Source organism: Pseudomonas sp. CBC3, assembly GCF_037967085.1.
Classification (GTDB): domain Bacteria; phylum Pseudomonadota; class Gammaproteobacteria; order Pseudomonadales; family Pseudomonadaceae; genus Stutzerimonas.
Genome location: NZ_JBANEO010000002.1, coordinates 412,592 through 438,073, shown reverse-complemented (window position 1 = coordinate 438,073; position 25,482 = coordinate 412,592). Strand labels below are relative to the sequence as shown.

Genomic DNA, 25,482 nt, shown 5'->3' with positions numbered 1-25,482 from the left:
TTCATTTGTCGCATGTATACAAAGCGCGTAGCGAAACGTGCCGGACGGTCTAAGCTCCTATCATCAAGCAAGAGCCTAATCGGTCGACATTGCTCGATACTCGCGGGCTGAGCCGTACGCGGAACAAGAACTGCATAGATCTATGCCACCTTGTCTTGCATACAGAGCGCACGCCATGAACCACGACGATTTCAATATCAAGCGGATCGATACCAGCCTGCACAACACCGACCTTGCGCCCTTGCCCCCCGGGCAGCGCAAATGGGGCTGGTTCGAAATATTCAACGTCTGGTCCAACGACATTCAAAGCCTGTTCGGCTATACCCTCGCCGCTACCCTGTTCATCAGCTATGGCCTGAACGGCTGGGCGGTGCTTGCGGGAATCGTACTGGCGGGGTTCATCGTCATGGGGCTGGTGCAGTTGACCGGCAAACCCAGCGTCAAGTACGGCATCCCATTCCCGGTCATGGCACGCGCCAGCATGGGCGTACGCGGGGCAAATTTCCCAGCCGTGGTGCGCGGCATCGTGGCGATCTTCTGGTACGGCGTGCAGACCTACTTCGCCTCAACCGCCGTGGCGCTGCTGATTCGCACACTAGCGGGCCCCGGCTCGGAGGCAACGCTGCTGGGCCTGACCTCAATCGACTGGATGGCCTATGTGATCGTCTGCGTATTCCAGGTGGCGTTGTTCGTGCGCGGCGTGGATTGGGTCACACGATTTCTCAACTGGGCTGGCCCGCTGGTCTATCTCGTGATGATCGCCATGATGGTCGCCATCTGCTTCAAGGCCGGGCCGGGTCTCGTCGGCGCGCTTGGCAGCATTTTCAGCGGCACCGGCAGCTATACCGGCGGCCCCATAGCCGCATTTGCTGCGGTGGTCGGAACCATGGTGGCCTACTTCGCGGCCGTGGTGATCAATTACGGGGACTTTGCCCGCTTCGTAAAAAACGAGCGGCAGATGCGCATCGGCAATTTCCTGGGGCTTCCGGTGAGCCTTGCAATCTTCTCCATGATCGCTTTGGTGATTACTGCTGGCACCGTGGTGGTATTCGGCGAGACGCTGACCAACCCGACCGATATCGTCGCGCGGATCGACAACGTCGGCCTGACCCTGATTGCGGCGCTGACCTTCTTCGTCGCCACGGTGGGCATCAATCTGGTCGCCAACTTCATCCCGCCGGCCTACGACATCGCCAACCTCGCGCCCGCCCGCATCAGTGCCCGCACCGGCGGTTTCATCACCGCGGTCATCGCCTTCTTCATCGGCGCACTCTGGGTATCGTTCATCAGCGCCGTTGGTATCGCCGCATTCGTCGACACGCTGGGCGCCGTGCTGGCGCCGCTGTACGGCATCCTCGTCGCTGACTACTACCTGATCCGCCGTCAGCAATTGAACGTGCAGGAACTGTTCTCGGCCGAACCGGGTTCGACCTACTACTTCAGCGCAGGCTGGAATCGAAAGGCGATCATCGCATTCGGCATCAGCTCGCTGTTTTCGGTCGCATCGGTATGGACGCCAGGACTGGAAAGCCTGTCGGGCTTCGCATGGTTGCTCGGCGCGCTATTTGGAGGATTTGTGCATTACCTGCTGATGCGTAAACACCCAGTGGCTTCAGGTGTAGCACCCGCTGTGACGCCGTAAAGGGAGCGGATCCGAACGGACCGATCACAAAAATCGGTTCGTTCGGTTGCATCCCCCCGACAGCCGATTCGCTAAGCGCGCCTCCGCACGGCTCGGTCACATCTTCGCGATCAGCATTAATCACTACGCAATCGCAAGTGATGGTCCTTACTGCCGCAACGGCAGCGCACCAATGTGATGCGCGAAGCTCTTCAGCGCACCACGACGACACAGATCAAGCTCCATTTTCAGGCACACCGGCCACCGCAGCCCGCACGACACGTCAATTAGGAAGTTGGCAAGGGCCTTGCTCTGCTTGGTCATCACACAAGCGGAACTGCACCATGCTGGTCATCCATAGACGCACCACCACGCAGGCCAACGGCGACGCCGAGCTGGAACTCACCTACGAGGCTCGCAGCAAATCGCGGCTGCGCTGCTTTACCACCGATGGCGAGGACGTTGGGCTGTTTCTGGAGCGCGGCCAGCCGCCACTGCATGACGGTGAATGCCTGCAGGCCCAGGACGGCCGCATCGTCATCGTGCGTGCCCGCGCCGAACAGCTGCTCCACGTAACCTGCGCCAGCAGCTTCGAACTGACCCGGGCTGCCTACCACCTGGGCAATCGCCATGTAGCCCTTCAAGTCGGAGATGGCTGGCTGCGCTTGCTCGACGACTACGTGCTCAAGGACATGCTGCTGCAACTGGGCGCCAGCGTCGAACCCATCGAAGCGCCCTTCCAGCCGGAACACGGCGCCTACGGCGGCGGCCACCATCATTCCCACGCTGGCGAAGCCGAATTCAGTTACGCGCCGCGGCTGCACCAGTTCGGCGCGCGCAGGTGAATCCGGCTGCGTTCGCGCTGCTGCGGTTGGCCAGCCCCCAGCTGCCGATCGGCGGCTACAGCTATTCGCAGGGCCTGGAAATGGCAGTGGAGCAAGGATTGGTACAGGACGAGGCCAGTGCCCGATGCTGGCTCGGCGACCAGATGCAGCTCAATCTGGCGCGCTTCGAAATGCCGCTGCTGCTAGCCCATTGCGAGGCAGCCGCCGCCGAAGACTGGTGCGAACTGGAGCGCCTGGCCGCACGTCATCGCGCCAGCCGCGAAACCCGGGAGCTGCGCTTGGAAAGCCGGCAAATGGGCTACTCGCTCAAGCAACTGCTGAGCAACCTGCCGGAACTGGACGAACCTGCCCGCGTCCTGTTTGCACGCATCGACGAACCCGGCCTTGCCCTGGGCTGGGCGCTGGCCGCACGTGCCTGGGGCATATCGCCCGAAGATGCGCTCAGCGCCTGGCTCTGGGGCTGGCTGGAAAACCAATTGGCGGTGTTGATGAAAACCCTGCCGCTGGGCCAACAGGCTGCCCAACGGCTGACTTCCGAGTTGCTGCCAGCGCTAGAGCAGGCCCAGCTCGCCGCGCGCGAGATCGATCCCAAGCACTGGGGCAGCGCCCCCTTCGGCCTGGCGCTGGCGAGCATGGCCCATGAGCGCCAGTACAGCCGTCTGTTTCGCTCATGAGCGCTACAGCATCGGCACGCAGTCATCCCATTACCGCAACAGAGGAAATCACCATGAACACCCAACCCTTGCGGGTCGGCATCGGCGGCCCGGTCGGCTCCGGCAAGACCGCGCTGACCCTCGCCCTGTGCTTGGCCCTGCGCGAGCGCTACAACTTGGCCGTGGTCACCAACGACATCTATACCCAGGAAGACGCCCAGTTTCTGGTGCGCAACGAAGCCCTCGCGCCGGAACGCATCATCGGCGTGGAAACCGGCGGCTGCCCGCACACGGCGATCCGCGAGGATGCTTCGATCAACCTCGAGGCCGTCGAGCAGCTCAACCGGCGCTTTCCGGGGCTGGATCTGATCATCGTGGAATCCGGCGGCGACAACCTGTCGGCCACCTTCAGCCCCGAACTGTCGGACCTGACGATTTATGTGATCGACGTGTCGGCCGGCGACAAGCTGCCGCGCAAGGGCGGGCCAGGCATCTGCAAGTCCGACCTGCTGGTGATCAACAAGATCGACCTGGCGCCGATGGTCGGCGCCTCGCTGGAGGTCATGGACCGCGACACGCGCAAGATGCGCGGCGACAAGCCCTTCGTCTTTAGCAACCAGAAGGTTGGCCAGGGTCTGGACGAGATCATCGCCTTCATCGAACGACAGGGCATGCTTGCCAGCGTCTGACCGGACACATCCCCGCAGGAGCGCCGAGTCCCTGCTCGCGTACTGCCCTAAGGCCACGCGGAAAACACCCCTGAGCAAGCGGGCTCATCGGCAAACCGCATCAGACCTCGACGATTCGAGACCGCCATACACAACCAGAGGTAATCGCATGAACCTGCACAGAACATTCTTCTTCGCTTCCGCCTTACTGCTCAGCCCAGCACTGGCCTTCGCCCATCCGGGGCATGACCATGCCGGCGTGATGTCCGGCATCGCCCACCCGATTTTGGGTCTCGATCATCTGCTGGCAATGCTTGCCGTCGGCCTGTGGGCTTCGCAGCAACAAGGCACTGCGCGGCTGGCACTGCCGCTGACCTTCGTCGCCACCATGCTGATCGGCGGCCTGCTCGGCTTCGCCGGCGTCCAGTGGCCATTCATGGAAACCGGTATCGCAGGCTCGGTCCTGGCACTCGGCCTGCTGGTTGCTCTGGCGGTGCGCCCACCGCTGTCGCTCGCGGCAGGCCTGACCGCACTGTTCGCGCTCAGCCACGGGATGGCCCATGGCCTGGAACTACCGGAACTGGCCAGCCCCTGGGGGTATGCAGCCGGTTTCATCGCCGCCACGGCTGCGTTGCATGCGGTCGGTTACGTGCTGGCGCGCAGCCTGCCGCAAGCCGCTGCCCCACTCATCCGGGTCGCTGGCGCCGCCTCGGCACTGGCTGGCGCCTGGCTGCTGGTCAGCTGAGCAAAGAGCAAACCAGCCTCTGGCCTTCGCACCACGAGCGTGCAAAGCACCGCTTCATCACATCCCCGCCGCCCCTTTTTCGCACCACACCGCCGCGCCGCACAATTGCGGCGCATGGTGAAAACGGCGGCAAAGCCCCGCCCCAGGCGGCTCCCGCAAAGCTGGCACGGATGCTGCGATAGCGCTCCACGTCCCCAAGGACCCACCCATAGTTGCGCATGGACAGCCAAGGAGCCGCCCACCATGAAACGCCGTCCCCTACTGAAGTCCACCCTTGCCGCCAGTGCCCTGATGCTCAGCGGCCTGTTCCCGTTCACCCTGCAGGCCGCCGAGACCATCAAGGTCGGCATCCTGCATTCGCTGTCCGGCACCATGGCCATTTCGGAAACATCCCTGAAAGACATGGCACTGATGACCATCGACGAGATCAACGCCAAGGGCGGCGTGCTCGGCAAGCAGCTCGAGCCGGTTGTGGTCGACCCCGCATCCAACTGGCCGCTGTTCGCAGAGAAGGGCCGTCAGTTGCTGACCCAAGACAAGGTCGCGGTGACCTTCGGCTGCTGGACCTCTGTGTCGCGCAAATCCGTGCTGCCGGTCTATGAAGAACTCGACGGTCTGCTGTTCTACCCCGTTCAGTACGAAGGCGAAGAGCTCTCGCCTAACGTTTTCTACACCGGCGCCGCGCCAAACCAGCAAGCCATTCCGGCGGTCGAGTATCTGATGAGCGAGGACGGCGGCAGCGCCGAACGTTTCTTCCTGCTGGGCACCGACTACGTCTACCCGCGGACCACCAACAAGATTCTGCGCGCCTTCCTGATCAGCAAGGGCGTGCCGGAATCGAGCATCGAAGAGGTTTACACACCCTTCGGCCACAGCGATTACCAGACCATCGTCGCCAACATCAAGAAGTTCTCCGCAGGCGGCAAGACCGCCGTGGTATCGACCATCAACGGCGACTCCAACGTGCCCTTCTACAAGGAACTGGCCAACCAGGGCCTGGAAGCCACCGACGTTCCGGTCGTAGCCTTCTCGGTCGGCGAAGAAGAACTGCGCGGCATCGACACCAAGCCGCTGGTCGGTCACCTGGCCGCCTGGAACTACTTCCAGTCGGTGGAGAATCCGGTCAACGAGCAGTTCGTCAGCAAGTGGAAGGCCTACGCCAAGGAAAAAGGCCTGCCGGGCGCAGACAAGGCCGTGACCAACGACCCGATGGAAGCCACCTACGTGGGCATTCATATGTGGGCGCAGGCGGTCGAGAAAGCCGGCACCACCGACGTCGGCAAGGTGCGCGACGCGCTAGCCGGCCAGACCTTCGAAGCACCGAGCGGCTACACCCTGACCATGGACGAGAAGAACCATCACCTGCACAAGCCGGTGATGATCGGCGAAGTCCAAGATGATGGGCAGTTCTCGGTGGTCTGGGAGACCGAAAGCCCGCTCCGCGCTCAGCCGTGGAGCCCGTACATCCCCGGTAACGACAAGAAGCCGGACTACGCGGTGAAGTCGAACTGATTGGCGCCCATACGGCTTTTGTAGGGTGGGCCGGGCGGCGCTCCGCTTCAGCCCACCAGCAGATGTCGCACAGTCCGTAGGGTGGGCTTCAGCCCACCAGTAACGTCATCGGTGGGCTGAAGCCCACCCTACGACACTGCAGCTCATTCACCTACGACAGCCGCCAGCTCCGTCAAGAGAGCACGTAGCGCCCCTGGGAAATGCATAGATGAACACTGCCCTGTATCGAATTACTCTACTGCTCCTGCTGGCCCTGCCCTGGGCAGCGCACGCCGGAGACGCAGCCGATTACGCCAAGGCCAGCCCGGCCAAACAGGCCAAGCTGCTGAAAAGCTGGGCCGTCGCGCCCATACCCGAGCGTTTGGAGCTGATCGAAGCCCTGCGCGCCAGCCGCGTGGTGATCGACAAGAACAAGACGCCTTTTATCGAGGAGAACGGTGACTACCGCGCCCTCGAAGGCGACGCCGCGCCAGTCGGCACGCCGAAGAAGCTGCGCCTGAACAACCGTTTGCGCGGCTTGCTCAACACCGCACTCGCCAGCCACAAGCTGTTTTCCGACGATCCCTCGCAACGCCTCAGCGCTGCCAAGCGCCTACAGCGCAGCGGCCAGCCGGAACAGCTGCCGCTCCTGCAACAGCGCCTCGAAGCCGAAGACGACCCGGCCGTGCGCGAAGCCCTCACCCTGACCCTGGCCAATCTGCAGCTGAGCGCTACAGACCCCGCCGTACGCCTGGCTGCCGTCCGCCTGCTTGGCGAAACAGGCGCGCCGCTGGCCCGGGTTCGCCTGGAAAACCTACTGGCCGATGAAGCCGAAACCAACCCCGGCGTGCGCAAGGCCGCCGAGACCAGTCTGGCGCAGGTCAAACGCAAGCTGCTGATCGGCGAACTGCTCGGCCAGGCCTTCAGCGGTTTGTCGCTGGGTTCGATTCTCTTGCTTGCTGCGCTGGGCCTCGCCATCACCTTTGGCCTGCTCGGCGTGATCAACATGGCCCACGGCGAGATGCTGATGCTCGGTGCCTACTCCACTTACATGGTGCAGGTACTGATGGCCCGACTCACGCCGGAAGCATTGGCGTTTTATCCGCTGGTGGCGCTGCCGGTGGCCTTCTTCGTCACCGCCGCGGTCGGCATGGCGCTGGAGCGCACCGTGATCCGTCACCTCTATGGCCGTCCGCTGGAAACCCTGCTCGCAACCTGGGGTATCAGCCTGATCCTGATTCAGCTGGTGCGCGTGCTGTTCGGCGCGCAGAACGTGGAGGTCGCCAATCCCGGCTGGCTGTCTGGCGGGCTCCAAGTGCTGCCGAATCTGGTGCTGCCCTACAACCGCATGGTGATCATCGCCTTCGCGCTGTTCGTGGTGCTGCTGACCTGGCTGTTGCTGAACAAGACCCGCCTCGGCCTGAACGTGCGCGCCGTGACGCAGAATCGCAACATGGCCGCCTGCTGCGGCGTGCCCACCGGGCGCATCGACATGATGGCCTTCGGGCTGGGCTCCGGCATCGCCGGGCTCGGCGGCGTGGCGCTGAGCCAGATCGGCAACGTCGGCCCGGACCTGGGTCAGGGCTACATCATCGACTCCTTCCTTGTCGTGGTTCTCGGCGGCGTGGGTCAACTCGCCGGCAGCATCTTTGCCGCCTTTGGGCTGGGTATCGCCAACAAGATTCTCGAGCCGCAGATCGGCGCCGTGCTGGGCAAGATCCTGATCCTCGCGCTGATCATCCTGTTTATCCAAAAGCGCCCGCAGGGCCTGTTCGCGTTGAAAGGGAGGGTGATCGATTGAGCCAGCTCTCGCTGAAGCGCGGGCGAATGAATTCGCCCCTACAGATCGACACCACAAAGGTGTCCGTATCCCCTGCCCGAGGCGCACATCCATGAATCAGCCCCTTACCCTGACGGCTGCGCAGAAGGCCGGCCCGAAAGTCACCGCCGTCGCACTCGGCGTGGTGCTCGCCATTCTGCTGGCCATGCCCTTGCTGCACCTGCTGCCTGCGGACAACGCCTTCCACGTGTCGGCTTACACCCTGACGCTGGTCGGCAAGATTCTCTGCTACGCCATCGTCGCCTTGGCGCTGGACCTGGTCTGGGGTTACGCCGGGTTGCTGTCGCTCGGCCACGGCCTGTTCTTCGCGCTCGGCGGCTACGCCATGGGCATGTACCTGATGCGTGAAAGTGCCGGCGACGGCTTGCCCGCGTTCATGAGCTTCCTTGCCTGGACCGAGCTGCCCTGGTACTGGTACGGCACCTCCAGCTTCCTTTGGGCAATGTGCCTGGTGGTGCTGGCGCCCGGGCTGCTGGCCTTCGCCTTTGGCTTCTTTGCCTTCCGTTCGCGGATCAAGGGCGTGTACTTCTCGATCATGACCCAGGCGCTGACCTTCGCCGGTATGCTGCTGTTCTTCCGCAACGAAACCGGCTTCGGCGGCAACAACGGCTTTACCGACTTCAAGACCATCCTCGGTTTCTCGATATCGGCCCCGGCCACCCGCGCCACGCTGTTTCTCGCCACCGTCGCGCTGCTGGCAGGCAGTTTGTTTCTCGGCTGGCGCCTGGCCCGCAGCAAGTTCGGCCGGGTACTGACCGCGCTGCGTGACGCGGAAAACCGGCTGATGTTCTGCGGCTACGATCCGCGCGGTTACAAGCTCTTCATCTGGACGCTGTCGGCGGTGCTCTGCGGCCTGGCCGGAGCGCTCTACGTGCCACAGGTAGGCATCATCAACCCCAGCGAAATGGCGCCGACGCAATCCATCGAAGCCGCCGTCTGGGTTGCCCTGGGCGGTCGCGGCACCTTGGTCGGCCCGCTGCTGGGCGCCGGCATCGTCAACGGCATGAAGAGCTGGTTCACCGTGGCCTTTCCCGAGTACTGGCTGTTCGCCCTCGGCGCGCTGTTCATCGTCGTCACCCTGTATCTGCCGAAAGGCGTCATCGGATTGCTGCGCCGGAGGGGCGAACAATGAAAACCGCACCCGTACCTGAACTCATCGAGCCCCTCGACCAGTCCGATATCAACGGCAGCGGTCGCGACGCCATCGGCCTCGGCCGTGTGAAAAGCGACGGCCTGGATGCTCGCCACGGGACCATTCTCAGCCTCGAAGACATCAATGTGAGCTTTGACGGCTTCAAGGCCCTAACCAATCTCAGCCTCTACATCGGCGTCGGCGAGCTGCGTTGCATCATCGGCCCCAACGGCGCCGGCAAGACCACCATGATGGACGTCATCACCGGCAAGACCCGCCCGGACAGCGGCACGGCGTTCTTCGGCGACACCCTCGACCTGACGCGCATGAGCGAAGTCGAGATCGCCCAGTCCGGCATTGGTCGCAAGTTCCAGAAACCCACTGTGTTCGAAGCGCTGAGCGTCTTCGAAAACCTGGAACTGGCGCAGAAAACCGACAAGTCGGTGTGGGCCAGCCTGAAGGCGAAACTCAACGGTCAGCAACGCGATCGCATCGATGAGGTGCTGACCACTATCCGTTTGCAAAACTCGCGCAATCGGCCGGCCGGCCTGCTTTCTCACGGCCAGAAGCAGTTCCTGGAGATCGGCATGCTGCTGATGCAGGAGCCGCATCTGCTGCTGCTCGACGAGCCAGTGGCCGGTATGACCGACGCCGAAACCGAGTTCACCGCCGAGCTGTTCAAGAGCCTGGCGCGCAAGCACTCGCTAATGGTGGTCGAGCACGACATGGGCTTCGTCGGCTCCATCGCCGATCACGTCACCGTGCTGCACCAGGGCCAGGTGCTGGCCGAAGGCTCGCTCGAAACCGTGCAGAGCGATGAGCGGGTGATCGAGGTTTATCTGGGGCGCTGAAGCGTCCGAGACCCGCACGGTGGATCGATAAACGTGATCTGCCCTACGTATGAACAAGGACATCGACATGCTGCAAGTCCAACAACTGCATCAATACTACGGCGGCAGCCACATTCTTCGCGGCCTGTCGTTTGAGGCCAGGATCGGCGAAGTGACTTGCCTGCTCGGCCGCAACGGCGTCGGCAAGACCACCCTGCTCAAGTGCCTGATGGGCCTGATCCCGGCCAAGGAAGGCGCGGTGAACTGGGAAGGCAAGCCGATCACCGGCTTCAAGCCGCACCAGCGCGTGCAAGCCGGCATCGCCTACGTACCGCAGGGCCGCGAGATATTTGGTCGCCTGACCGTCGAGGAAAACCTATTGATGGGCCTGTCTCGTTTCAGCGCCAAGGAAGCGAAAGAGGTGCCCGAGTTCATCTACGAGCTGTTCCCGGTCCTCAAGGAAATGAAACACCGCCGGGGCGGCGACCTTTCCGGTGGCCAGCAGCAACAGTTGGCCATCGGCCGCGCATTGGCGAGCAAGCCGCGTCTGTTGATCCTGGACGAGCCCACCGAAGGCATTCAGCCCTCGGTGATCAAGGAGATCGGCGCAGTGATCAAGAAACTCGCCACACGTGGCGACATGGCGATTCTGTTGGTGGAGCAGTTCTACGACTTCGCCGCCGAGCTGGCCGACCAGTACCTGGTAATGAGCCGCGGCGAAATCATTCAGCAGGGCCGGGGCGAGACGATGGAGGCCGAAGGGGTGCGCGGGCTGGTAGCGATCTGAAGGACGCGGTATCGATTGGCGTTCTGCCAAAACCAAGCCCGCTTCGGCGAGCCGGATGCCGCTGCGTTCCACCGGCACACCTCGCCTCCAAGATAGAGTGAGCTCATACGCTGTCAGAGCAATTGGTGCTTTCGAACAGGGTCAGTGCAGCGAACGGCGAATGCAACGCGGTGCTGACCTGAGCGGCCGCGACACATCTGGTCGCTGACCCAATCGCAAGCAGCAATCGCGCCTACGGGCACCGTTTCACCCAACGGTATGGCACATGAGCAAGGCTCCACCATCGCAAACCGGCAATCTCGCCGATATCTGGTTCGCCAGCCGTGGCTGGCAGCCCTTTCCATTCCAGCAGGACGTCTGGCAAGCCGTGCAGAACGGCGAATCCGGTCTGCTCCACGCCACCACCGGTTCGGGCAAGACCTACGCCGTCTGGCTAGGCGCACTGAACCGCTTTGCGCCTGCACAAGCCCTGCCGGCGAACGAATCACACGCCCACCCCAGACCATCCGATAAACCCGCCCCGCTCACCGTCCTCTGGATTACCCCCATGCGCGCGCTGGCGGCCGATACCGCACGGGCCCTACAGGCTCCGCTCGACGAGCTCGGCATCAATTGGAGCATTGGCCTGCGCACCGGCGATACAGCCGGCGCCGAGCGCGCTCGGCAGAATCGTCGCCTGCCCAGTGCGCTGGTTACCACGCCGGAAAGCCTGACACTGCTGCTGACCCGCGCTGACGCGCGGCAGGCTTTCGCCCATCTGCGCATGGTGATCGTGGACGAATGGCACGAGCTGCTGGGCAACAAGCGCGGCGTCCAGCTGCAACTGGCGTTGGCCCGGCTCCGCAGCTGGATGCCAGAGCTGATGGTCTGGGGCCTTTCAGCCACGCTGGGGAATCAACCGCATGCGCTGGAGGTGCTGCTGCATCCGGGCACGGGTCGGTTGGTGCAAGGCAGGATCGACAAGCAACTGCGCGTCGACACGCTGTTGCCGCCGAGCATCGAGCGCTTTCCCTGGGCCGGCCATCTGGGCCTGCGTATGCTGCCGCAGGTTGTGGAGGAGATCGAATCGGCGGCCACTTCGCTGGTCTTTACCAATACCCGGTCGCAATCCGAACTCTGGTATCAGGCCATCCTCGAAGCGAGGCCGGACTGGGCCGGGCTGATCGCCCTTCACCATGGCTCGCTGGCCCGCGAGGTGCGCGACTGGGTGGAACTGGGCCTTAAGCAAGGTGCGCTGAAGGCGGTGGTCTGCACGTCGAGCCTGGACCTCGGCGTCGACTTCCTGCCGGTCGAGCGTGTACTGCAGATCGGTTCTCCAAAAGGCGTGGCGCGGCTGATGCAGCGCGCCGGGCGTTCCGGCCACGCTCCGGGTCGGACGTCCAGGGTCACGCTGGTGCCGACGCACAGCGTGGAAGTGGTCGAAGCCGCCGCCGCTCAGGTCGCCATCGCCGAACGCCGTATCGAGGCCCGTAGCGCGCCGCATCGGCCTCTCGACGTGCTGGTCCAGCACTTGGTCAGCATGGCCTTGGGCGGCGGTTTTCGACCGGACGAGTTACTCGCCGAAGTCCGCCAGGCCTGGTCGTACTGCAATCTGGACGAAGACCAGTGGCAATGGGCGCTGGCGTTCGTCCGCCACGGCGGGCATTCGCTGACGGCCTACCCGGATTATCAACGCGTCGAGCCGGACGAAACCGGCCTGTGGAAAGTACCGAGCAAACGCGTCGCTCTGCGCCATCGCATGAGCATCGGCACCATCGTCAGCGATGCCAGCCTGACGGTGAAATTCTGGGCCAAGGGTGGCAGCGGGCGCTCGCTGGGCACCATCGAAGAAGGCTTCATTGCCCGTCTGCGACCGGGTGACAACTTTCTGTTCGGCGGTCGCCTGCTGGAGCTGGTACGGGTCGAGAACATGACCGTCTACGTCAGCCGCGCCACGGGCAAGAAAGCCGCGGTGCCGCGCTGGAATGGCGGGCGTATGCCACTGTCCAGCGAACTCGCCGATGCGGTGGTCGAGCAACTCGGTGCCGCCTCGCGCGGCCAGTTCGCCAGTGCGGAGATGCGCCTGGTCGAGCCCTTGCTGCGCGTGCAGCTGGACTGGTCGGCGCTGCCGACCGAAACCACGCTGCTGGCGGAGGTAATGAAATCCCGTGAAGGCTGGCACTTATTTCTCTACCCCTTCGCTGGCCGCCATGTGCACCTCGGCCTCGCCAGCCTGTTGGCCTGGCGCATGGGCCAGCGACAGCCGCTGACATTCTCCATCGCCGTCAACGATTACGGCTTGGAACTGCTCTCGGCCACTGAAGTGGATTGGCTGCACTGGCTGACGCCGACCTTGTTCAGTCAACAGAATCTGCTGCATGACGTACTCGCCAGCCTCAACGCGGGCGAGCTGGCGCGCCGACGGTTTCGCGAAATCGCCCGGATTGCCGGGCTGGTGTTCTCCGGCTACCCCGGTGCGCAAAAGAGCGCCCGCCAGTTACAGGCGTCCAGCGGCCTGTTCTTCGATGTCTTCCGCCAATACGACCCGGCCAACCTGCTGCTGACCCAGGCCGAGGAAGAAGTGCTTCGACAGGAACTAGAGGTCGAACGGCTGGAACAGACCTTGAGCCGGCTGCAGCAACGCCAGCTGGACGTCCATGTGGTCAAACGCACCACGCCATTGGCGTTCCCACTGATGGTCGAGCGATTCCGCGAAAGCATGAGCACGGAAAAACTGGCCGATCGTATTCGGCGGATGGTCGCCGAGCTGGACAAGGCGGCGGGACCTGGCGGCTATCAGCCGGAAGCAAACGCCAGCATCGCGGTGGAACGTGAAACCAGCCCGAAGCGCAAACCGCGCGCGGCTAAGGACGGTACGCCGAGGCTGAAGAAGGCGAAACGCTCCGGTTGAGGATCTTCCACACGGAGCCAGTTCGTAGACGCAAGAGCGTCACGGGTGCGTTCCCACGCAAAGCGTCGAACGATCAAAAGCTTTGCCCCGAGGGCGGGCATCCAACAATCGCGGCAGGTGCGCCCCGATTCTTTGAGAAGCCTCGCTTGAGGTCGTGCCTCCAACTGGGCACTGAGAAGACTCGCACGCCCGCGATACACTACCCCGCATGACCCTGCATCTCTCCATCGAACTGGAACAGACCGAACTCTGGCTGCTTGCCGACAAGGCCATCTACTGGCCGGAACAGCGCGCGCTGCTGATCGCCGATATCCACTTTGGCAAGGCCGCCGCGTATCGACGCCTCGGTCAGCCGGTGCCGCACGGCACTACTCAGGCCAATCTGCAGCGACTGGATGCGCTACTGGCCCGCTATCGGTGCGAGCAGCTGATTTTCCTGGGCGACTTTCTTCACGCACCGGAATCGCAGACGCCAGCCACCCTCGGGCAACTGCATGCATGGCGCGACAAGCACCCAGCGCTCGCCATCACCTTGATCCGTGGCAACCATGACCGCCGCGCCGGCGATCCGCCTTCCACCCTCGGCATGACCGTGGTTCCCGAACCCTTGCTACTCGGCCCGTTCGCCCTGCAACACGAACCCGACCCGCACCCCACCCATCACGTGCTGGCCGGCCATCTGCATCCGGCGTTCCGCCTCAACGGGCGCGGACGCCAGTCGTTGCGCCTGCCCTGCTACTGCATCGGCGAACGGGTGAGTCTGATGCCGGCCTTCGGCAGCTTCACCGGCATGATGGAGGTCGACGCCGACCCGGGCCGGCGTCTGTTCGTGGTTGGGGATGACTGTGTGTGGCGGGTGGCTTGAGCCCGGGATTCAGGCCTCGGAAATACCGGTCACGGTAATACCGAAGCGTTCGGCCAAGCGTGTGGCGGGTGTCTCCTCGATATCCGGATCATGCTCATAGGCGTCTTCCTCACCGGCATAATCCTGTTCCGCCTTGCGGGTAACCAGTTCTACGGCCTCGTCGATGTCCGGCTGATGCTCGGATTCGGTACGGAGGATGGAGGTATTACCGTCTTTGCTGTACGCGATGATCCAGGTCGTCATGAATGCCCCCTTTATTCGTAGCGCCTTCGGCATTGCTCGCCGAAATGGGCGTTGCTTTGTTTAGAGCCTAGCCCTTCGTGTTCAGTTCTGCCGCTCATGCTTGTTCGGACGACCTGCCGAACGGTCTGAACAGGGCCATCGAGCGCCGGTCATCGATAGATAGCCGGAGACGAAACCATGATTCGATCACGCTCAAGAACTACAGAAATGACCGAAGAGCAACTCGTCGAGCTGCTGCGCCAGCACGCGATCCCGCTACCGGCAATCGACGATCAGGCGTTCGCCGACCAATTCGATCAATTCGCCGATGCCCGAGTGGTATTGATCGGCGAGGCCAGTCACGGCACGTCGGAGTTTTACCGTGCCCGAGCGGCCATTACCCGACGGCTGGTAGAGCGTCACGGTTTCACCATCATCGCTGCCGAAGCGGACTGGCCGGATGCGGCGAAAATCGACCGCTACGTGCGCCATCTGCAGCCGCCGACCTGGGTCGAGGAAGGCTTCAAGCGCTTCCCGACCTGGATGTGGCGCAACCAAGAAGTCGCTGATTTCGCCCGTTGGCTGCGCGGCCACAACGAGGCCCTGGCGCCCAAACAACGGGTCGAGTTTCGTGGCCTTGACGTCTACAGCCTCGGCTCTTCGATCCGTGAAGTGCTCGACTACCTCGATCGCGTCGACCCGCAGGCCGCCAGCGCCGCGCGGGATCGCTACGGTTGCCTCAGCCCTTGGCACGAAGAGCCAGCGATCTACGGTCACAACGTCATGCTTGGCCAGCCGTCCTGTGAAGACGCGGTGGTCGAACAATTGGGCGCGCTGCTCGATCAACGTCTGGAATACTTGGAAAAGGACGGCGGCAGCTTCTTCAATGCCGAGCAGAATGCCCGCGTCGTGCTCGCGGCGGAACAGTACTACCGGGCCATGTATCAAGGTTCGGTGAACTCCTGGAATCTGCGTGACCGGCATATGTTCGACACCCTACGCGCACTGCTGGACCACCGCGGCGATGACGCCAAGGCCATCGTCTGGGCGCACAACTCGCATATCGGCAACGCCGCGGCGACCTCGATGGGCTGGGGCGGTGAGTTCAATATCGGCGAGCTGTGCCGTACCGCTTTCGGCAGCGATGCGGTACTGATCGGCATGGCCACGGACCGTGGCGAGGTGGCGGCGGCGGACAACTGGGACGAGCCGATGCAGATCAAGCAGGTCCGCCCGTCTCGTCCGGACAGCTGGGAGCAGTTATTTCTGCGTACCGGCATCGCTGCGTCGCTGACCAACTGGCGCGACAACGCGCAACTACGCCAGACGCTGGCCAAACCGCGTCTGGAACGGGCTATCGGCGTCATCTACCGCCCGGCTACCGAGCGGCAGAGTCATTATTTCCAGGCCATACTGTCGGAACAGTTCGACGCTTTGATCTGGCTGGAACAGACCCATGCGGTGACGCCGATAGGCCCGCAACAGATCGACGACGAAATCGTTCCGGATACCTACCCGTTCGGAGAGTGAGTCATGCGTGCGTTCATTCCTGATTCCTATCTGTTTCGCGACCGTGCCCATGCCGGCCAGGAGCTGGCCGAGGCCCTGCAACACCTGGCCGACGCGAACCCGGTGGTACTTGCGTTGCCGCGTGGCGGCGTGCCCGTTGCTTTCGAAGTGGCACGCCGCCTCAAGGCGCGTCTCGACCTGGTGCTGGTGCGCAAGATCGGCGCACCGGGCAACGAAGAGCTGGCGCTCGGCGCGGTGATCGATGGCGCCGAGCCGAAATGGGTCATCAATCAGGAGTTGTTCAACCAGATCGCACCGCCACCGAACTGGTTCGATGACGAAATGGAACGTCAGCTGGCCGAGCTGGAACGGCGTCGGCAACGCTATTGCGGTGGACGGCCCGCCCCGCTATTGGGCGGTCGTTGCGTCATCGTGATCGATGACGGCGTCGCAACGGGTGCGACTGTGAGAGCCGCATTGAAGGGATTGAAACAGGCGAATCCCAGCCGGATCGTGCTCGCAATTCCGGTGGGTCCGCGCGAGGAAGTCGAAATGCTGAAAACGGAGGTCGACGAGCTGGTGTGCCTGGCCATGCCCGAGCCGTTCGTTGGTGTAGGACGTCACTATGGTGATTTCACGCAGACCAGTGACGAGCAGGTCATCGACCTGCTCGCCCAAGCTCAGGATTTTGCGGATGCACCCTAGCCGGCGCTGACCACCTCAGGCCACTGGCGCGGGGGGCGGCTGGTCTGGAATGGTTGGCTCACCGGGTTCGCTCGGCAGATCCGGCACGCCGGGCTCTTCCGGATCACCCGGTACACCGTTGGCCTGCCAGCTGAGCGTGTCGTCCAATTCGAAGATGTTTTCCATGTCGCTGTCCTCCTGCTGTAACCGGAACGTCCGGATGCTTCTACAGCAGTAGAGGCTTTGCGGCTGGCAGAAATCCATCCTTCTGTCGGGCTGGCAATAACCGGTCGCGGTACGTCATTCAGCAGCGCGTTACCACATCAAATCGTCGGGGATCTGGTAGGCGGCGTACGGATCGTCCGCATCCGGCGCTTCAGTCTGGGTGTTGAGCTGAACGATACGGCGCGGATCGCGCTCCTGAATCTTTAGCGCCGCCTCGCGCGGGATCACCTCGTAACCGCCGCCATGGCGGACGATGGCCAGCGAACCGCTGGACAACTTGTCACGCATCAGCTTGTTCACCGACAGGCGCTTGACCTTCTTGTCGTCGACGAAGTTGTAGTAATCCTCGGTCGTCAGCTTGGGCAGGCGGCTGGTTTCGATCAGCTGCTTGATCTGCGCGGTACGCGCCTTCTGCTCGGCCTTTTGCTGCTGCTGACGGTTCAGTTCCTGGTCGCGCGCCTGTTTCTCGGCTTGAGCCTTGAGTGCCGCCTCACGCTGGGAATTGTCCTGTTCGGCCTGGCCTTTCTTTACCAGGCGCTGCTGTTTCTGCTGTTGCTTGCCGGCCTGCTTGGCCTGTTTCTCATTGACCAGCCCTGCTTTGAGCAGCTGGTCGCGAAGGGAAAGACTCATGTGTCGGCTCGTTTAGTCGTGAAGTTCAAATTAGACGTAAAGGTGGATTTACTGGATCCACCGAGCGGAGGTTCGTGGCGTAGACAACATCCGTGATTACGCTCCGGCTATCAACCGCAGCTTGATGCCTGCTCGGCTTTTTTGGCCTCGCCCCAAAGCGCATCCAGCTCTTGCAGGTCGCAATTCTCGATGGGCCGACCGGTATCCCGCAAGGCTTGCTCGATGAACCGAAAGCGCCGTTCGAATTTGCGATTGGCGGCGCGCAAGGCGTTTTCCGGATCTACCTTCAGATGACGCGCCAGATTGACCGTGACGAACAGCAGGTCGCCAATTTCCTCGGCGACGGCTTCTGGATCGTTCTCGCTCATGGCTTCGAGCATTTCGTCCAATTCCTCACGCACCTTGTCCACCACCGGCAAGGCATCGGGCCAGTCGAAACCAACCTGAGCAGCACGCTTTTGCAGCTTGGCGGCACGGCTCAAGGCGGGTAGCGCGCTGGGCACGTCATCGAGCAGTGAAAGCTGCTCCGGCGCGGCCGCTTTCTCGGCGCGCTCCTCGGCCTTGATTTCTTCCCAGCGCTGCTTGATCGCCGTCTCATCGAGCCGTGGCAACTCGGGGGAGCCATAGAGGTCACCGTCGGGAAACACATGAGGATGGCGGCGGATCAGCTTGCGGGTAATGGCATCGACCACCGTGGCGAACTCGAACCGCTCCTCCTCCTTCCCCAACTGGCTGTAGTAGACGACCTGAAACAGCAGATCGCCCAGTTCGCCGGGCAGATGATCGAAATCGCCGCTCTCGATGGCATCGGCCACCTCATAAGCTTCTTCGAGCGTGTGCGGCACGATGCTGGCGTAATCCTGCTGCAGGTCCCAGGGGCAACCGTGTTGCGGATCACGCAGGCGGGCCATCAGATGCAGGAGATCGGGGAGTTGGTACATGGTGTCCTCAAAAAGACTTGGCTTTTCACCGGTTGCTCAGCACCGAGCGTCGCGAGCGAAGAGCTGGCTAGGCGAAGGCCTACCGAAAAAGCGGAGTTGGCGTCTGCCAATGAGCATTTTTCGGTAGGCCTTCAACAACGCCAGATCGAGCGCAGCAGCTCGGAACGGATCAGGAGGCTCTTTGGCGCTTCGCCTCGATAATATTCGGCAGTTGCGATACCCGTCCCAGCAACCGCCCCAGCGCACCCAGCCCTGGAATTTCTATGGTCAGCGTCATCAGCGCCGTGCTGTCTTCCTTGTTCGAGCGGGTGTTGACGGCCAGTACGTTGATTCGCTCGTTCAGCAGCACCTGCGAGACATCGCGCAGCAGGCCGGCGCGGTCGTAGGCGCGAATGATGATGTCCACCGGGTAGGTTTTCTCCGGGATCGGACCCCAGCTGACCTGGATGATCCGCTCCGGCTCGCGCCCGGACAGTTGCAGCACCGAGGCGCAATCCTGACGGTGAATGCTGACTCCACGACCGACCGTGATGTAGCCGACGATGGGGTCGCCCGGCAGCGGCTGGCAGCAGCCGGCCATCTGCGTCAGCAAGTTGCCGACGCCCTGGATCTGCACGTCGCCGCGCTTACCGGGCTTGGTGCTGGCGGGACGGCGCGGGATGAGTTCGAGCTGATCGGCGGCGTGGCCATCCGGCTCCACCAGTTGCTGCGCGTGATTGACCAACTGAGCCAGGCGCAGGTCGCCGGCGCCGAGCGCAGCGAACATGTCTTCGGCGCTCTTCAGATTGGCCTTCTCTGCCACCTTGTCGAAATCCACCGGCGGCAGGTCGAGGCGGCCCAGTTCACGCTCCAGCAGCGCCTTGCCGGCGGCCACGTTCTGATCGCGGGCCTGCAGTTTGAACCAGTGGACGATCTTCGCCCGCGAGCGCGAGGTGGTGATGTAGCCCAGGTTGGGGTTCAGCCAGTCGCGGCTTGGCGAGCCGTGCTTGCTGGTAATGATTTCCACCTGCTCGCCGGTCTGCAGGCTGTAGTTGAGCGGCACGATGCGCCCGTTGATCTTGGCGCCGCGGCAGTTGTGGCCGATCTCGGTGTGTACGCGATAAGCGAAATCCAGCGGCGTGGCACCCTTGGGCAGGTCGATGGCATGACCGTCCGGCGTGAAGACATAGACCCGATCCGGCTCGATATCCACCCGCAACTGATCGGCCAGACCGCCGATATCGCCCAGTTCCTCATGCCATTCGAGTACCTGCCGCAGCCAGGCGATTTTTTCTTCGTAGTGGTTGGAGCTGGAGTTGACGTCGGTGCCCTTGTAGCGCCAGTGGGCGCAAACCCCCAATTCCGCCTCCTCATGCATGGCCACGGTACGGATCTGCACTTCCAGCACCTTGCCCTCCGGACCGAGTACCGCGGTGTGCAGTGAGCGGTAGCCGTTCTCCTTAGGGTTGGCGATGTAGTCGTCGAACTCCTTGGGAATATGCCGCCACAGGGTATGCACGATACCGAGCGCGGTGTAGCAGTCACGAATTTCTGGCACCAGCACCCGCACGGCACGAACGTCGTAGATCTGGCTGAATTGCAGGCCCTTCTTCTGCATCTTCCGCCAGATGGAATAGATGTGCTTGGCGCGGCCATCGATTTCCGGATTGATACCGGCGGCGTTCAGTTCGTCCTGCAACTGCTGAACCACGTTATCGATGTACTGCTCGCGATCCAGGCGGCGCTCATGCAGCAACTGGGCGATCTGCTTGTACTGCTCGGGCTCGAGATAGCGGAAGGACAGGTCCTCCAGCTCCCATTTGATATGTCCGATGCCCAGGCGATGCGCCAGCGGAGCATAGATGTCGAACACTTCGCGGGCGACACGATGGCGTTTGTCATCGTCGGCGTTCTTCACCGCGCGGATGGCGCAGGTCCGCTCGGCCAGTTTGATCAGGGCGACGCGCACGTCGTCGACCATGGCCACCAGCATCTTGCGCAGGTTTTCCACCTGAGTCTGAGTGCCAAGTACTAGCGACTCGCGCGGGTTGAGGCTGGCGCTGATAGCGGCCATACGCAGCACGCCCTCGATCAGCTTGGCCACCACCGGGCCGAACTGCTGATGCACCTCCGCCAGCTGAATCTTGCCTTCACGCACGCCGCGGTAGATCACCGCGGCCACCAGGCTGTCCTGATCGAGCTTGAGATCGGCAAGTATCTCTGCGATTTCCAGACCGGTCAGGTAACTGGAGGTGCCTTCGCTCCACAGATTCTGTGCCGCATTGGCCTGCTGCTCCGCCGATCGAGCGAATTCGCAGGCCTGCTTGAGTGCGTCGCGGTCGAGTGCCGGGTCCAACCCGAGCACATGATCGAGCCAGCCTTCGAGGTTGATGCTGCCGTCGGTGTTGATCGGCTGAAGCGCTCTGACCTGGACCATCTATTTACCTTCCCTCTACGCAGTATTTGCGTCGAATACGCCGACTTTCTGGGAGTCGGTCGGTTGAACCACAGGCCGTTTGCCTGTCAAAAATCTGCTGCTATGTCGAACGCTCGAAGAGCGCCATGGCCTCGACGTGCGCCGTTTGCGGAAACATGTCCAGCACGCCGGCTCGCTTGAGCCTATAGCCCTGGCGAACCAGCTCGGCGGCATCGCGTGCCAGCGTCGCAGGGTTGCACGAAACATAAACCACGCGCCGCGCGCCTAAAGTCGTCATTTGCCGAACGATCTCGAACGCGCCGTCACGCGGCGGGTCCAGCAACACGGCCGAGAAACCTTCTTTGGCCCACTGCGCTTCGACAAGCGGCTTCGACAGGTCCGCCTGATAAAAGTGCGCATTGACCAGACCGTTGTGCGCCGCATTGGTGCGAGCGCGCTCGACCATCTCTTCGACGCCTTCCACCGCCACCACCTGCGCGCCCTCACGTGCCAGCGGCAAGGCGAAGTTGCCCAGTCCGCAGAACAGATCCAGCACCCGCTCACCCGCTTCCGGCGCCAGCCATTCCAACGCCTGCGCCACCATCGCCTCGTTCACCGGCGCGTTGACCTGAACGAAATCGCCCGGCCGCCAGGCCAACTCCAGATCCCAGGCCGGCAATCGGTAGCCCAACGCATACGTATGTTCCAGCGGCTGCGGCTGGCCTTCGCCCTGCAACCAGAGCTGCACGCCATGTGCTTGGGCAGAAGCCGACAGCCGCTGCAGATCGGCCTCATCCAACGCCACGGTATGACGCACCAGCACCGCTTCGGCGGTACCGCTAAACAACTCCACGTGACCGATGGCCTGCGGTTTATCCAGCTCATGTAACACCGCCAGCAACGCCGGCAGCATTGATTGCAAAGGCTGTACCAGCACGTGGCATTCACGAATGGAAACGATGTCCTGACTGGCGCTGGCGCGAAAGCCAACGTCCAGTCGTCTGGCCTTGTTGTCCCAGCGCACCGCCAGCCGGGCGCGGCGACGATAGCTGAATTCGGGCCCGCTCAGCGGTGTCGCCCAGACCTGAGGTTCGATGCCGGCCAGCCGCGACAGCTGCTCGGCGAGACTGCGCTGCTTGAGCTCGAGCTGATCAGTCGCGCCCAGGTGCTGCAGGTTGCAGCCACCGCAAACCCGTGCATGAGGGCACGGTTCTAAGCGACGGCGGGAGCTGGCGCTCAGCACCCGCTCGGTACGGGCTTCGACTATCTGACTGCGCGCCGCCAACACACGCGCCTCGACCTCTTCGTCGGGCAAGGCGCCTTCGACGAACCAGGTGCGGCCGTCAACGAAGCCAATACCGCGGCCGTCGTTGGCCAGGCGCTGAATATTCAGCCGCTGCTTCTTGCCGGTCGGGATCTGTGGCTTCTTCTCGCCACCACTGGGCTGGAAGCGCAAGCCTCCGCTGCGTTTGGCCATCAGAGAACACCGCTCCGAGCGCGCACGAACCGATCAGTTGGGCTGGTCATAAACGCCCGTCGACAGGTAGCGGTCGCCACGGTCACAGATGATCGCGACAATTACCGCGTTCTCAACTTCCTGCGACAGACGCAGCGCAGCCGCCACCGCACCGCCTGAGGAAACACCGCAGAAGATGCCCTCTTCGCGGGCCAGGCGCCGCATGACGTCTTCAGCCTCCGCCTGGGACATGTCGACAACACGATCGACGCGCTCGGCCTGATAAATCTTCGGCAGGTACTCTTGCGGCCAGCGGCGAATACCCGGAATCGCCGCGCCTTCCATGGGTTGCAGGCCGATGATCTGGACGGCCTGGTTCTGCTCCTTGAGGTAGCGCGACACGCCCATGATGGTGCCGGTCGTGCCCATGGAACTGACGAAATGGGTGATGCCGCCGCCGGTCTGCTGCCAGAGTTCCGGGCCGGTGCTGCTGTAGTGCGCTTCGGGATTGTCGCCATTGGCGAACTGATCGAGCACCTTGCCACGGCCTTCGGCGGCCATCTTCACTGCCAGGTCGCGGGCACCTTCCATGCCCTCTTCTTTGCTCACCAGAATAAGCTCGGCGCCGTAGGCGGTCATCGCCGCCTTGCGCTCGGCGCTGGAGTTGTCCGGCATGATCAGGATGAACTTGTAACCCTTGATCGCTGCCGCCATGGCCAGGGCGATGCCGGTATTGCCGGAGGTGGCTTCGATCAGGGTATCGCCGGGTTTGATATCACCGCGCGCTTCGGCGCGCGCAATCATCGACAATGCGGGGCGATCTTTCACCGAGCCCGCCGGATTGTTGCCTTCGAGCTTGACCAGAATGGTGTTGGTGGTTTCGCCGGGCAGCCGCTGCAGGCGAACCAGGGGGGTGTTGCCGACGCAATCGGCAATGGTCGGGTACTGAATTGTCATGGCGTCGATGAACCGAGCGGCATTTGGAAGGCGCACATGATACCGACAACCACCGGACACGGGCAGACCGCCCGGCTTGGCCAGCGCATACCGTAAGCGCGAAACGCAGCGATCAAGCTTGGCAGATAGTTGTCAGTGGTCTAGCTCTATACCTATCGCCCTTCCTTAAGGAACTCACTCATGCCCGTCGGACCTGCCGCACTGGTCTTCACCTTTTTACTCGCCAGCCTGACTGCCTGTTCCAGCCCGGACGGCTCATCCAGCCAGACGCCACCTGCACCCGAAGGCGCCAGCGGCTACACCGCCAAACCCGGTTGGGCCACCGAACGCTTTGCCGTGGCCGCTGCCAACCCGCTAGCGACCGAGGCTGGCTACCAGATTCTCAAGGCGGGAGGCAGCGCGATGGATGCTGCAGTGACCGTGCAGATGGTACTGACGCTGGTCGAGCCGCAATCCAGCGGCATCGGTGGCGGCGCCTTTCTGCTGCATTGGGATGGCGAGAACGTGATCGCGCTGGACGGTCGCGAGACCGCACCAGCTGCTGTCGACGAAGCGCTGTTCTTGAAGCCCGATGGCACACCCATGGATTTTCAGCAGGCGGTCGTTGGAGGCCGCTCGGTGGGCGTGCCGGGCATCGTGAAAATGCTCGAGCAGGCACACCAGCAATACGGCAAGTTGCCCTGGCGAGAGTTGCTGCAACCGGCCATCCGGCTCGCCGAGGACGGCTTCGAAATCAGCCCGCGACTGCACCGTTTGCTTGAGAGCGACCCGGCGCTTCGCGACAACCCGCCCGCCGCCGCCTTCTACTACCAGCCGGACGGCTCGCCCTGGCCCGTTGGGCATCGCCTGCGCAACCCGGCGCTCGCCGAGCTACTGAGCAATATCGCCGAGAACGGCAGCGATGCCTTCTATCGCGGCGCCAACGCCCAGGCGCTGGTGCGCCAGGTGAACGAGCACCAGAACGCCGGAGCAATGACCCTGAGTGACCTGGAGGTCTACGAACCGCGCCAACGCGATCCGCTGTGCAACCTCTGGCAGCAGCGCTATCAGGTGTGTGGCTTTCCACCGCCGTCATCCGGGCATATCACCCAGATGCAGATCCTCGGGATTCTGGAGCAGTTGTCGCCGCTACCAGCGCTGGACCAGGGCGTGCCTTCGGCGGAGTTCCTGCACCGCTACACCGAAGCCGCGCGCCTGGCCTACGCGGATCGCGCCAAATACATCGCCGACCCCGATTTCGCTCCGGTACCGGGGCGGACGTGGAACAGCATGCTCGCGCCCAAGTACCTCAAACAGCGCGCCGAACTGATCGGCACGCGCAGCATGGGGACTGCACAAGCAGGCGAACCGGGAGCGATGCCCGTCTCGTTCGCGCCTCAGCCCGAGCAGCCGGAATACGGCACCAGCCACATCAGCATCGTCGACGACCAGGGCAATGCGCTGGCGATGACCACCAGCATCGAGCAGGCCTTCGGCTCACGTCTGCTCAATGACGGCGGCACCGGCCTGCCCGGCGGCTATCTGCTGAACAACGAACTCACCGACTTCGCGTTCGAGCCGCGGGATTCCCAGGGCAAGCCGGTAGCCAACCGGGTCGAGCCGAACAAGCGTCCCCGTTCGAGCATGAGTCCGACGCTGGTGTTCGATGCCGCAGGCGACCGTGTGCTCGCCAGCGTCGGTTCGCCTGGCGGTGCGGCCATCATCCATTTCACGGCGAAAGCCCTGCTGGGCATGTACGGCTGGGGATTGGATGCGCAACGGGCCATCGACCTGCCGAACTTCGGCAGCTTCAACGGCCCGACCGTACTCGAAGCCGGACGCTTCCCGGCCAGCACGGTGGAGTCATTGGAAGCACGCGGCCATGAGGTCAATGAGACAGACATGACCAGCGGCCTGCAGGCCATCCAGCGTACCGACAGCGGCTGGTTCGGCGGCGCCGATCCGCGGCGTGAAGGTGTGGTGATGGGCGAGTGATGGCCGACAACGCGTGCGTCGTGGCTTGGGGCAGGCCTGCGGCCTGCTTCGCCGCGAGGGCGCGCCTCCTACAGCGGCTCGGTGCGCGCGCCTGCTGCTTTTTGTGGGAGGCCCGACCTCGG

Annotated in this window: 22 protein-coding genes; 15 read left to right on the top strand and 7 right to left on the bottom strand. The window is 63.1% G+C overall.

Going from position 1 to position 25,482, the window contains the following annotated elements; genetic code table 11:
* The first annotated feature begins 175 nt into the window (after window positions 1-175).
* The 12 genes from V6943_RS09165 (at window position 176) to pdeM (ending at window position 14,367) form a co-directional block, all read left to right on the top strand.
* A complete protein-coding gene (locus tag V6943_RS09165; protein WP_340553293.1) occupies window positions 176-1,642 on the top strand; it encodes an NCS1 family nucleobase:cation symporter-1 in 1,467 nt (488 codons plus the stop codon).
* Between the two features lie 323 nt (window positions 1,643-1,965).
* The gene (gene ureE / locus V6943_RS09160) at window positions 1,966-2,466 is read left to right on the top strand and encodes an urease accessory protein UreE (protein WP_340553292.1); all 501 of its coding nucleotides are present in this window, start codon (window positions 1,966-1,968) and stop codon (window positions 2,464-2,466) included.
* Complete coding sequence (locus V6943_RS09155; RefSeq protein WP_131648177.1) at window positions 2,463-3,140, top strand: urease accessory protein UreF; 678 nt, start codon at window positions 2,463-2,465, stop codon at window positions 3,138-3,140. The genes ureE and V6943_RS09155 overlap by 4 nt, the downstream gene beginning before the upstream one ends.
* Window positions 3,141-3,193: 53 nt before the next feature.
* The gene (ureG, locus tag V6943_RS09150) at window positions 3,194-3,808 is read left to right on the top strand and encodes an urease accessory protein UreG (RefSeq protein WP_131648176.1); all 615 of its coding nucleotides are present in this window, start codon (window positions 3,194-3,196) and stop codon (window positions 3,806-3,808) included.
* A 148-nt stretch (window positions 3,809-3,956) separates the two neighbouring features.
* On the top strand, window positions 3,957-4,532 hold the full coding sequence (locus V6943_RS09145) for a HupE/UreJ family protein (protein WP_131648175.1): 576 nt from the start codon (window positions 3,957-3,959) through the stop codon (window positions 4,530-4,532).
* Window positions 4,533-4,775: 243 nt separating this feature from the next.
* Window positions 4,776-6,044: an urea ABC transporter substrate-binding protein gene (urtA, locus tag V6943_RS09140; RefSeq protein ID WP_131648174.1), complete on the top strand. Its 1,269-nt coding sequence runs from the start codon at window positions 4,776-4,778 to the stop codon at window positions 6,042-6,044.
* A gap of 208 nt (window positions 6,045-6,252) precedes the next feature.
* On the top strand, window positions 6,253-7,824 hold the full coding sequence (gene urtB / locus V6943_RS09135; RefSeq protein WP_131648173.1) for an urea ABC transporter permease subunit UrtB: 1,572 nt from the start codon (window positions 6,253-6,255) through the stop codon (window positions 7,822-7,824).
* A 91-nt stretch (window positions 7,825-7,915) separates the two neighbouring features.
* Window positions 7,916-8,995, top strand: a complete 1,080-nt coding sequence (gene urtC / locus V6943_RS09130) for an urea ABC transporter permease subunit UrtC (protein ID WP_340553291.1) — start codon at window positions 7,916-7,918, stop codon at window positions 8,993-8,995.
* The gene (urtD, locus tag V6943_RS09125) at window positions 8,992-9,846 is read left to right on the top strand and encodes an urea ABC transporter ATP-binding protein UrtD (RefSeq protein WP_340553290.1); all 855 of its coding nucleotides are present in this window, start codon (window positions 8,992-8,994) and stop codon (window positions 9,844-9,846) included. Before urtC ends, urtD begins: the two co-directional genes overlap by 4 nt.
* A 67-nt stretch (window positions 9,847-9,913) precedes the next feature.
* Window positions 9,914-10,612, top strand: a complete 699-nt coding sequence (gene urtE / locus V6943_RS09120) for an urea ABC transporter ATP-binding subunit UrtE (RefSeq protein ID WP_181102779.1) — start codon at window positions 9,914-9,916, stop codon at window positions 10,610-10,612.
* A gap of 265 nt (window positions 10,613-10,877) precedes the next feature.
* The gene (locus V6943_RS09115) at window positions 10,878-13,502 is read left to right on the top strand and encodes a ligase-associated DNA damage response DEXH box helicase (protein WP_340553289.1); all 2,625 of its coding nucleotides are present in this window, start codon (window positions 10,878-10,880) and stop codon (window positions 13,500-13,502) included.
* 208 nt (window positions 13,503-13,710) lie between these two features.
* Window positions 13,711-14,367, top strand: coding sequence for a ligase-associated DNA damage response endonuclease PdeM (gene pdeM / locus V6943_RS09110; RefSeq protein ID WP_340553288.1), 657 nt, complete (start codon window positions 13,711-13,713; stop codon window positions 14,365-14,367).
* A 9-nt stretch (window positions 14,368-14,376) separates the two neighbouring features.
* Here the strand turns inward: pdeM and V6943_RS09105 are convergent, their stop codons facing one another.
* Window positions 14,377-14,610 (bottom strand): hypothetical protein, encoded by a 234-nt coding sequence (locus V6943_RS09105; protein ID WP_131648167.1) that lies wholly within the window; start codon window positions 14,608-14,610, stop codon window positions 14,377-14,379.
* 177 nt (window positions 14,611-14,787) lie between these two features.
* On the opposite strand from V6943_RS09105, the gene V6943_RS09100 reads away from it, so the two are divergent.
* Together V6943_RS09100 and V6943_RS09095 are read left to right on the top strand one after the other, a co-directional pair.
* A complete protein-coding gene (locus V6943_RS09100; protein WP_340553287.1) occupies window positions 14,788-16,119 on the top strand; it encodes an erythromycin esterase family protein in 1,332 nt (443 codons plus the stop codon).
* Window positions 16,120-16,122: 3 nt separating this feature from the next.
* Window positions 16,123-16,803, top strand: a complete 681-nt coding sequence (locus tag V6943_RS09095) for a phosphoribosyltransferase (protein ID WP_131648165.1) — start codon at window positions 16,123-16,125, stop codon at window positions 16,801-16,803.
* A gap of 15 nt (window positions 16,804-16,818) precedes the next feature.
* Here V6943_RS09095 and V6943_RS09090 read toward each other — a convergent pair whose 3' ends face one another.
* From V6943_RS09090 to cysM, 6 genes are all read right to left on the bottom strand, one after another.
* Window positions 16,819-16,968, bottom strand: coding sequence for a hypothetical protein (locus V6943_RS09090; protein ID WP_165914190.1), 150 nt, complete (start codon window positions 16,966-16,968; stop codon window positions 16,819-16,821).
* A 129-nt stretch (window positions 16,969-17,097) separates the two neighbouring features.
* A complete protein-coding gene (locus V6943_RS09085) occupies window positions 17,098-17,637 on the bottom strand; it encodes a DUF2058 domain-containing protein (protein WP_131648164.1) in 540 nt (179 codons plus the stop codon).
* Window positions 17,638-17,747: 110 nt separating this feature from the next.
* On the bottom strand, window positions 17,748-18,578 hold the full coding sequence (gene mazG, locus V6943_RS09080) for a nucleoside triphosphate pyrophosphohydrolase (RefSeq protein WP_131648163.1): 831 nt from the start codon (window positions 18,576-18,578) through the stop codon (window positions 17,748-17,750).
* A 169-nt stretch (window positions 18,579-18,747) separates the two neighbouring features.
* Window positions 18,748-20,994, bottom strand: a complete 2,247-nt coding sequence (gene relA, locus V6943_RS09075) for a GTP diphosphokinase (RefSeq protein ID WP_340553286.1) — start codon at window positions 20,992-20,994, stop codon at window positions 18,748-18,750.
* A gap of 100 nt (window positions 20,995-21,094) precedes the next feature.
* Entirely contained in the window at window positions 21,095-22,450 is a 1,356-nt protein-coding gene (gene rlmD / locus V6943_RS09070; RefSeq protein ID WP_340553285.1) for a 23S rRNA (uracil(1939)-C(5))-methyltransferase RlmD, read from the bottom strand.
* A gap of 33 nt (window positions 22,451-22,483) precedes the next feature.
* Window positions 22,484-23,386: a cysteine synthase CysM gene (gene cysM / locus V6943_RS09065; RefSeq protein WP_181102807.1), complete on the bottom strand. Its 903-nt coding sequence runs from the start codon at window positions 23,384-23,386 to the stop codon at window positions 22,484-22,486.
* Window positions 23,387-23,566: 180 nt separating this feature from the next.
* Here cysM and ggt point away from each other — a divergent pair, with 180 nt between their 5' ends.
* Window positions 23,567-25,360 (top strand): gamma-glutamyltransferase, encoded by a 1,794-nt coding sequence (gene ggt / locus V6943_RS09060; RefSeq protein ID WP_340553284.1) that lies wholly within the window; start codon window positions 23,567-23,569, stop codon window positions 25,358-25,360.
* The last annotated feature ends 122 nt before the right edge of the window (window positions 25,361-25,482 follow it).

Bases quoted from the DNA above. Each gene is read 5' to 3' on its own strand.
- ureG (WP_131648176.1), top strand. From the start codon at position 3,194: ATGAACACCCAACCCTTGCGGGTCGGCATCGGCGGCCCGGTCGGCTCC.
- V6943_RS09090 (WP_165914190.1), bottom strand. From the start codon at position 16,968: ATGGAAAACATCTTCGAATTGGACGACACGCTCAGCTGGCAGGCCAAC.
- mazG (WP_131648163.1), bottom strand. From the start codon at position 18,578: ATGTACCAACTCCCCGATCTCCTGCATCTGATGGCCCGCCTGCGTGAT.
- pdeM (WP_340553288.1), top strand. From the start codon at position 13,711: ATGACCCTGCATCTCTCCATCGAACTGGAACAGACCGAACTCTGGCTG.
- urtE (WP_181102779.1), top strand. From the start codon at position 9,914: ATGCTGCAAGTCCAACAACTGCATCAATACTACGGCGGCAGCCACATT.
- V6943_RS09100 (WP_340553287.1), top strand. From the start codon at position 14,788: ATGATTCGATCACGCTCAAGAACTACAGAAATGACCGAAGAGCAACTC.
- urtB (WP_131648173.1), top strand. From the start codon at position 6,253: ATGAACACTGCCCTGTATCGAATTACTCTACTGCTCCTGCTGGCCCTG.
- V6943_RS09085 (WP_131648164.1), bottom strand. From the start codon at position 17,637: ATGAGTCTTTCCCTTCGCGACCAGCTGCTCAAAGCAGGGCTGGTCAAT.
- urtC (WP_340553291.1), top strand. From the start codon at position 7,916: ATGAATCAGCCCCTTACCCTGACGGCTGCGCAGAAGGCCGGCCCGAAA.
- cysM (WP_181102807.1), bottom strand. From the start codon at position 23,386: ATGACAATTCAGTACCCGACCATTGCCGATTGCGTCGGCAACACCCCC.
- relA (WP_340553286.1), bottom strand. From the start codon at position 20,994: ATGGTCCAGGTCAGAGCGCTTCAGCCGATCAACACCGACGGCAGCATC.
- rlmD (WP_340553285.1), bottom strand. From the start codon at position 22,450: ATGGCCAAACGCAGCGGAGGCTTGCGCTTCCAGCCCAGTGGTGGCGAG.
- V6943_RS09115 (WP_340553289.1), top strand. From the start codon at position 10,878: ATGAGCAAGGCTCCACCATCGCAAACCGGCAATCTCGCCGATATCTGG.
- urtD (WP_340553290.1), top strand. From the start codon at position 8,992: ATGAAAACCGCACCCGTACCTGAACTCATCGAGCCCCTCGACCAGTCC.
- ureE (WP_340553292.1), top strand. From the start codon at position 1,966: ATGCTGGTCATCCATAGACGCACCACCACGCAGGCCAACGGCGACGCC.
- V6943_RS09095 (WP_131648165.1), top strand. From the start codon at position 16,123: ATGCGTGCGTTCATTCCTGATTCCTATCTGTTTCGCGACCGTGCCCAT.
- urtA (WP_131648174.1), top strand. From the start codon at position 4,776: ATGAAACGCCGTCCCCTACTGAAGTCCACCCTTGCCGCCAGTGCCCTG.
- V6943_RS09145 (WP_131648175.1), top strand. From the start codon at position 3,957: ATGAACCTGCACAGAACATTCTTCTTCGCTTCCGCCTTACTGCTCAGC.
- V6943_RS09105 (WP_131648167.1), bottom strand. From the start codon at position 14,610: ATGACGACCTGGATCATCGCGTACAGCAAAGACGGTAATACCTCCATC.
- ggt (WP_340553284.1), top strand. From the start codon at position 23,567: ATGCCCGTCGGACCTGCCGCACTGGTCTTCACCTTTTTACTCGCCAGC.
- V6943_RS09165 (WP_340553293.1), top strand. From the start codon at position 176: ATGAACCACGACGATTTCAATATCAAGCGGATCGATACCAGCCTGCAC.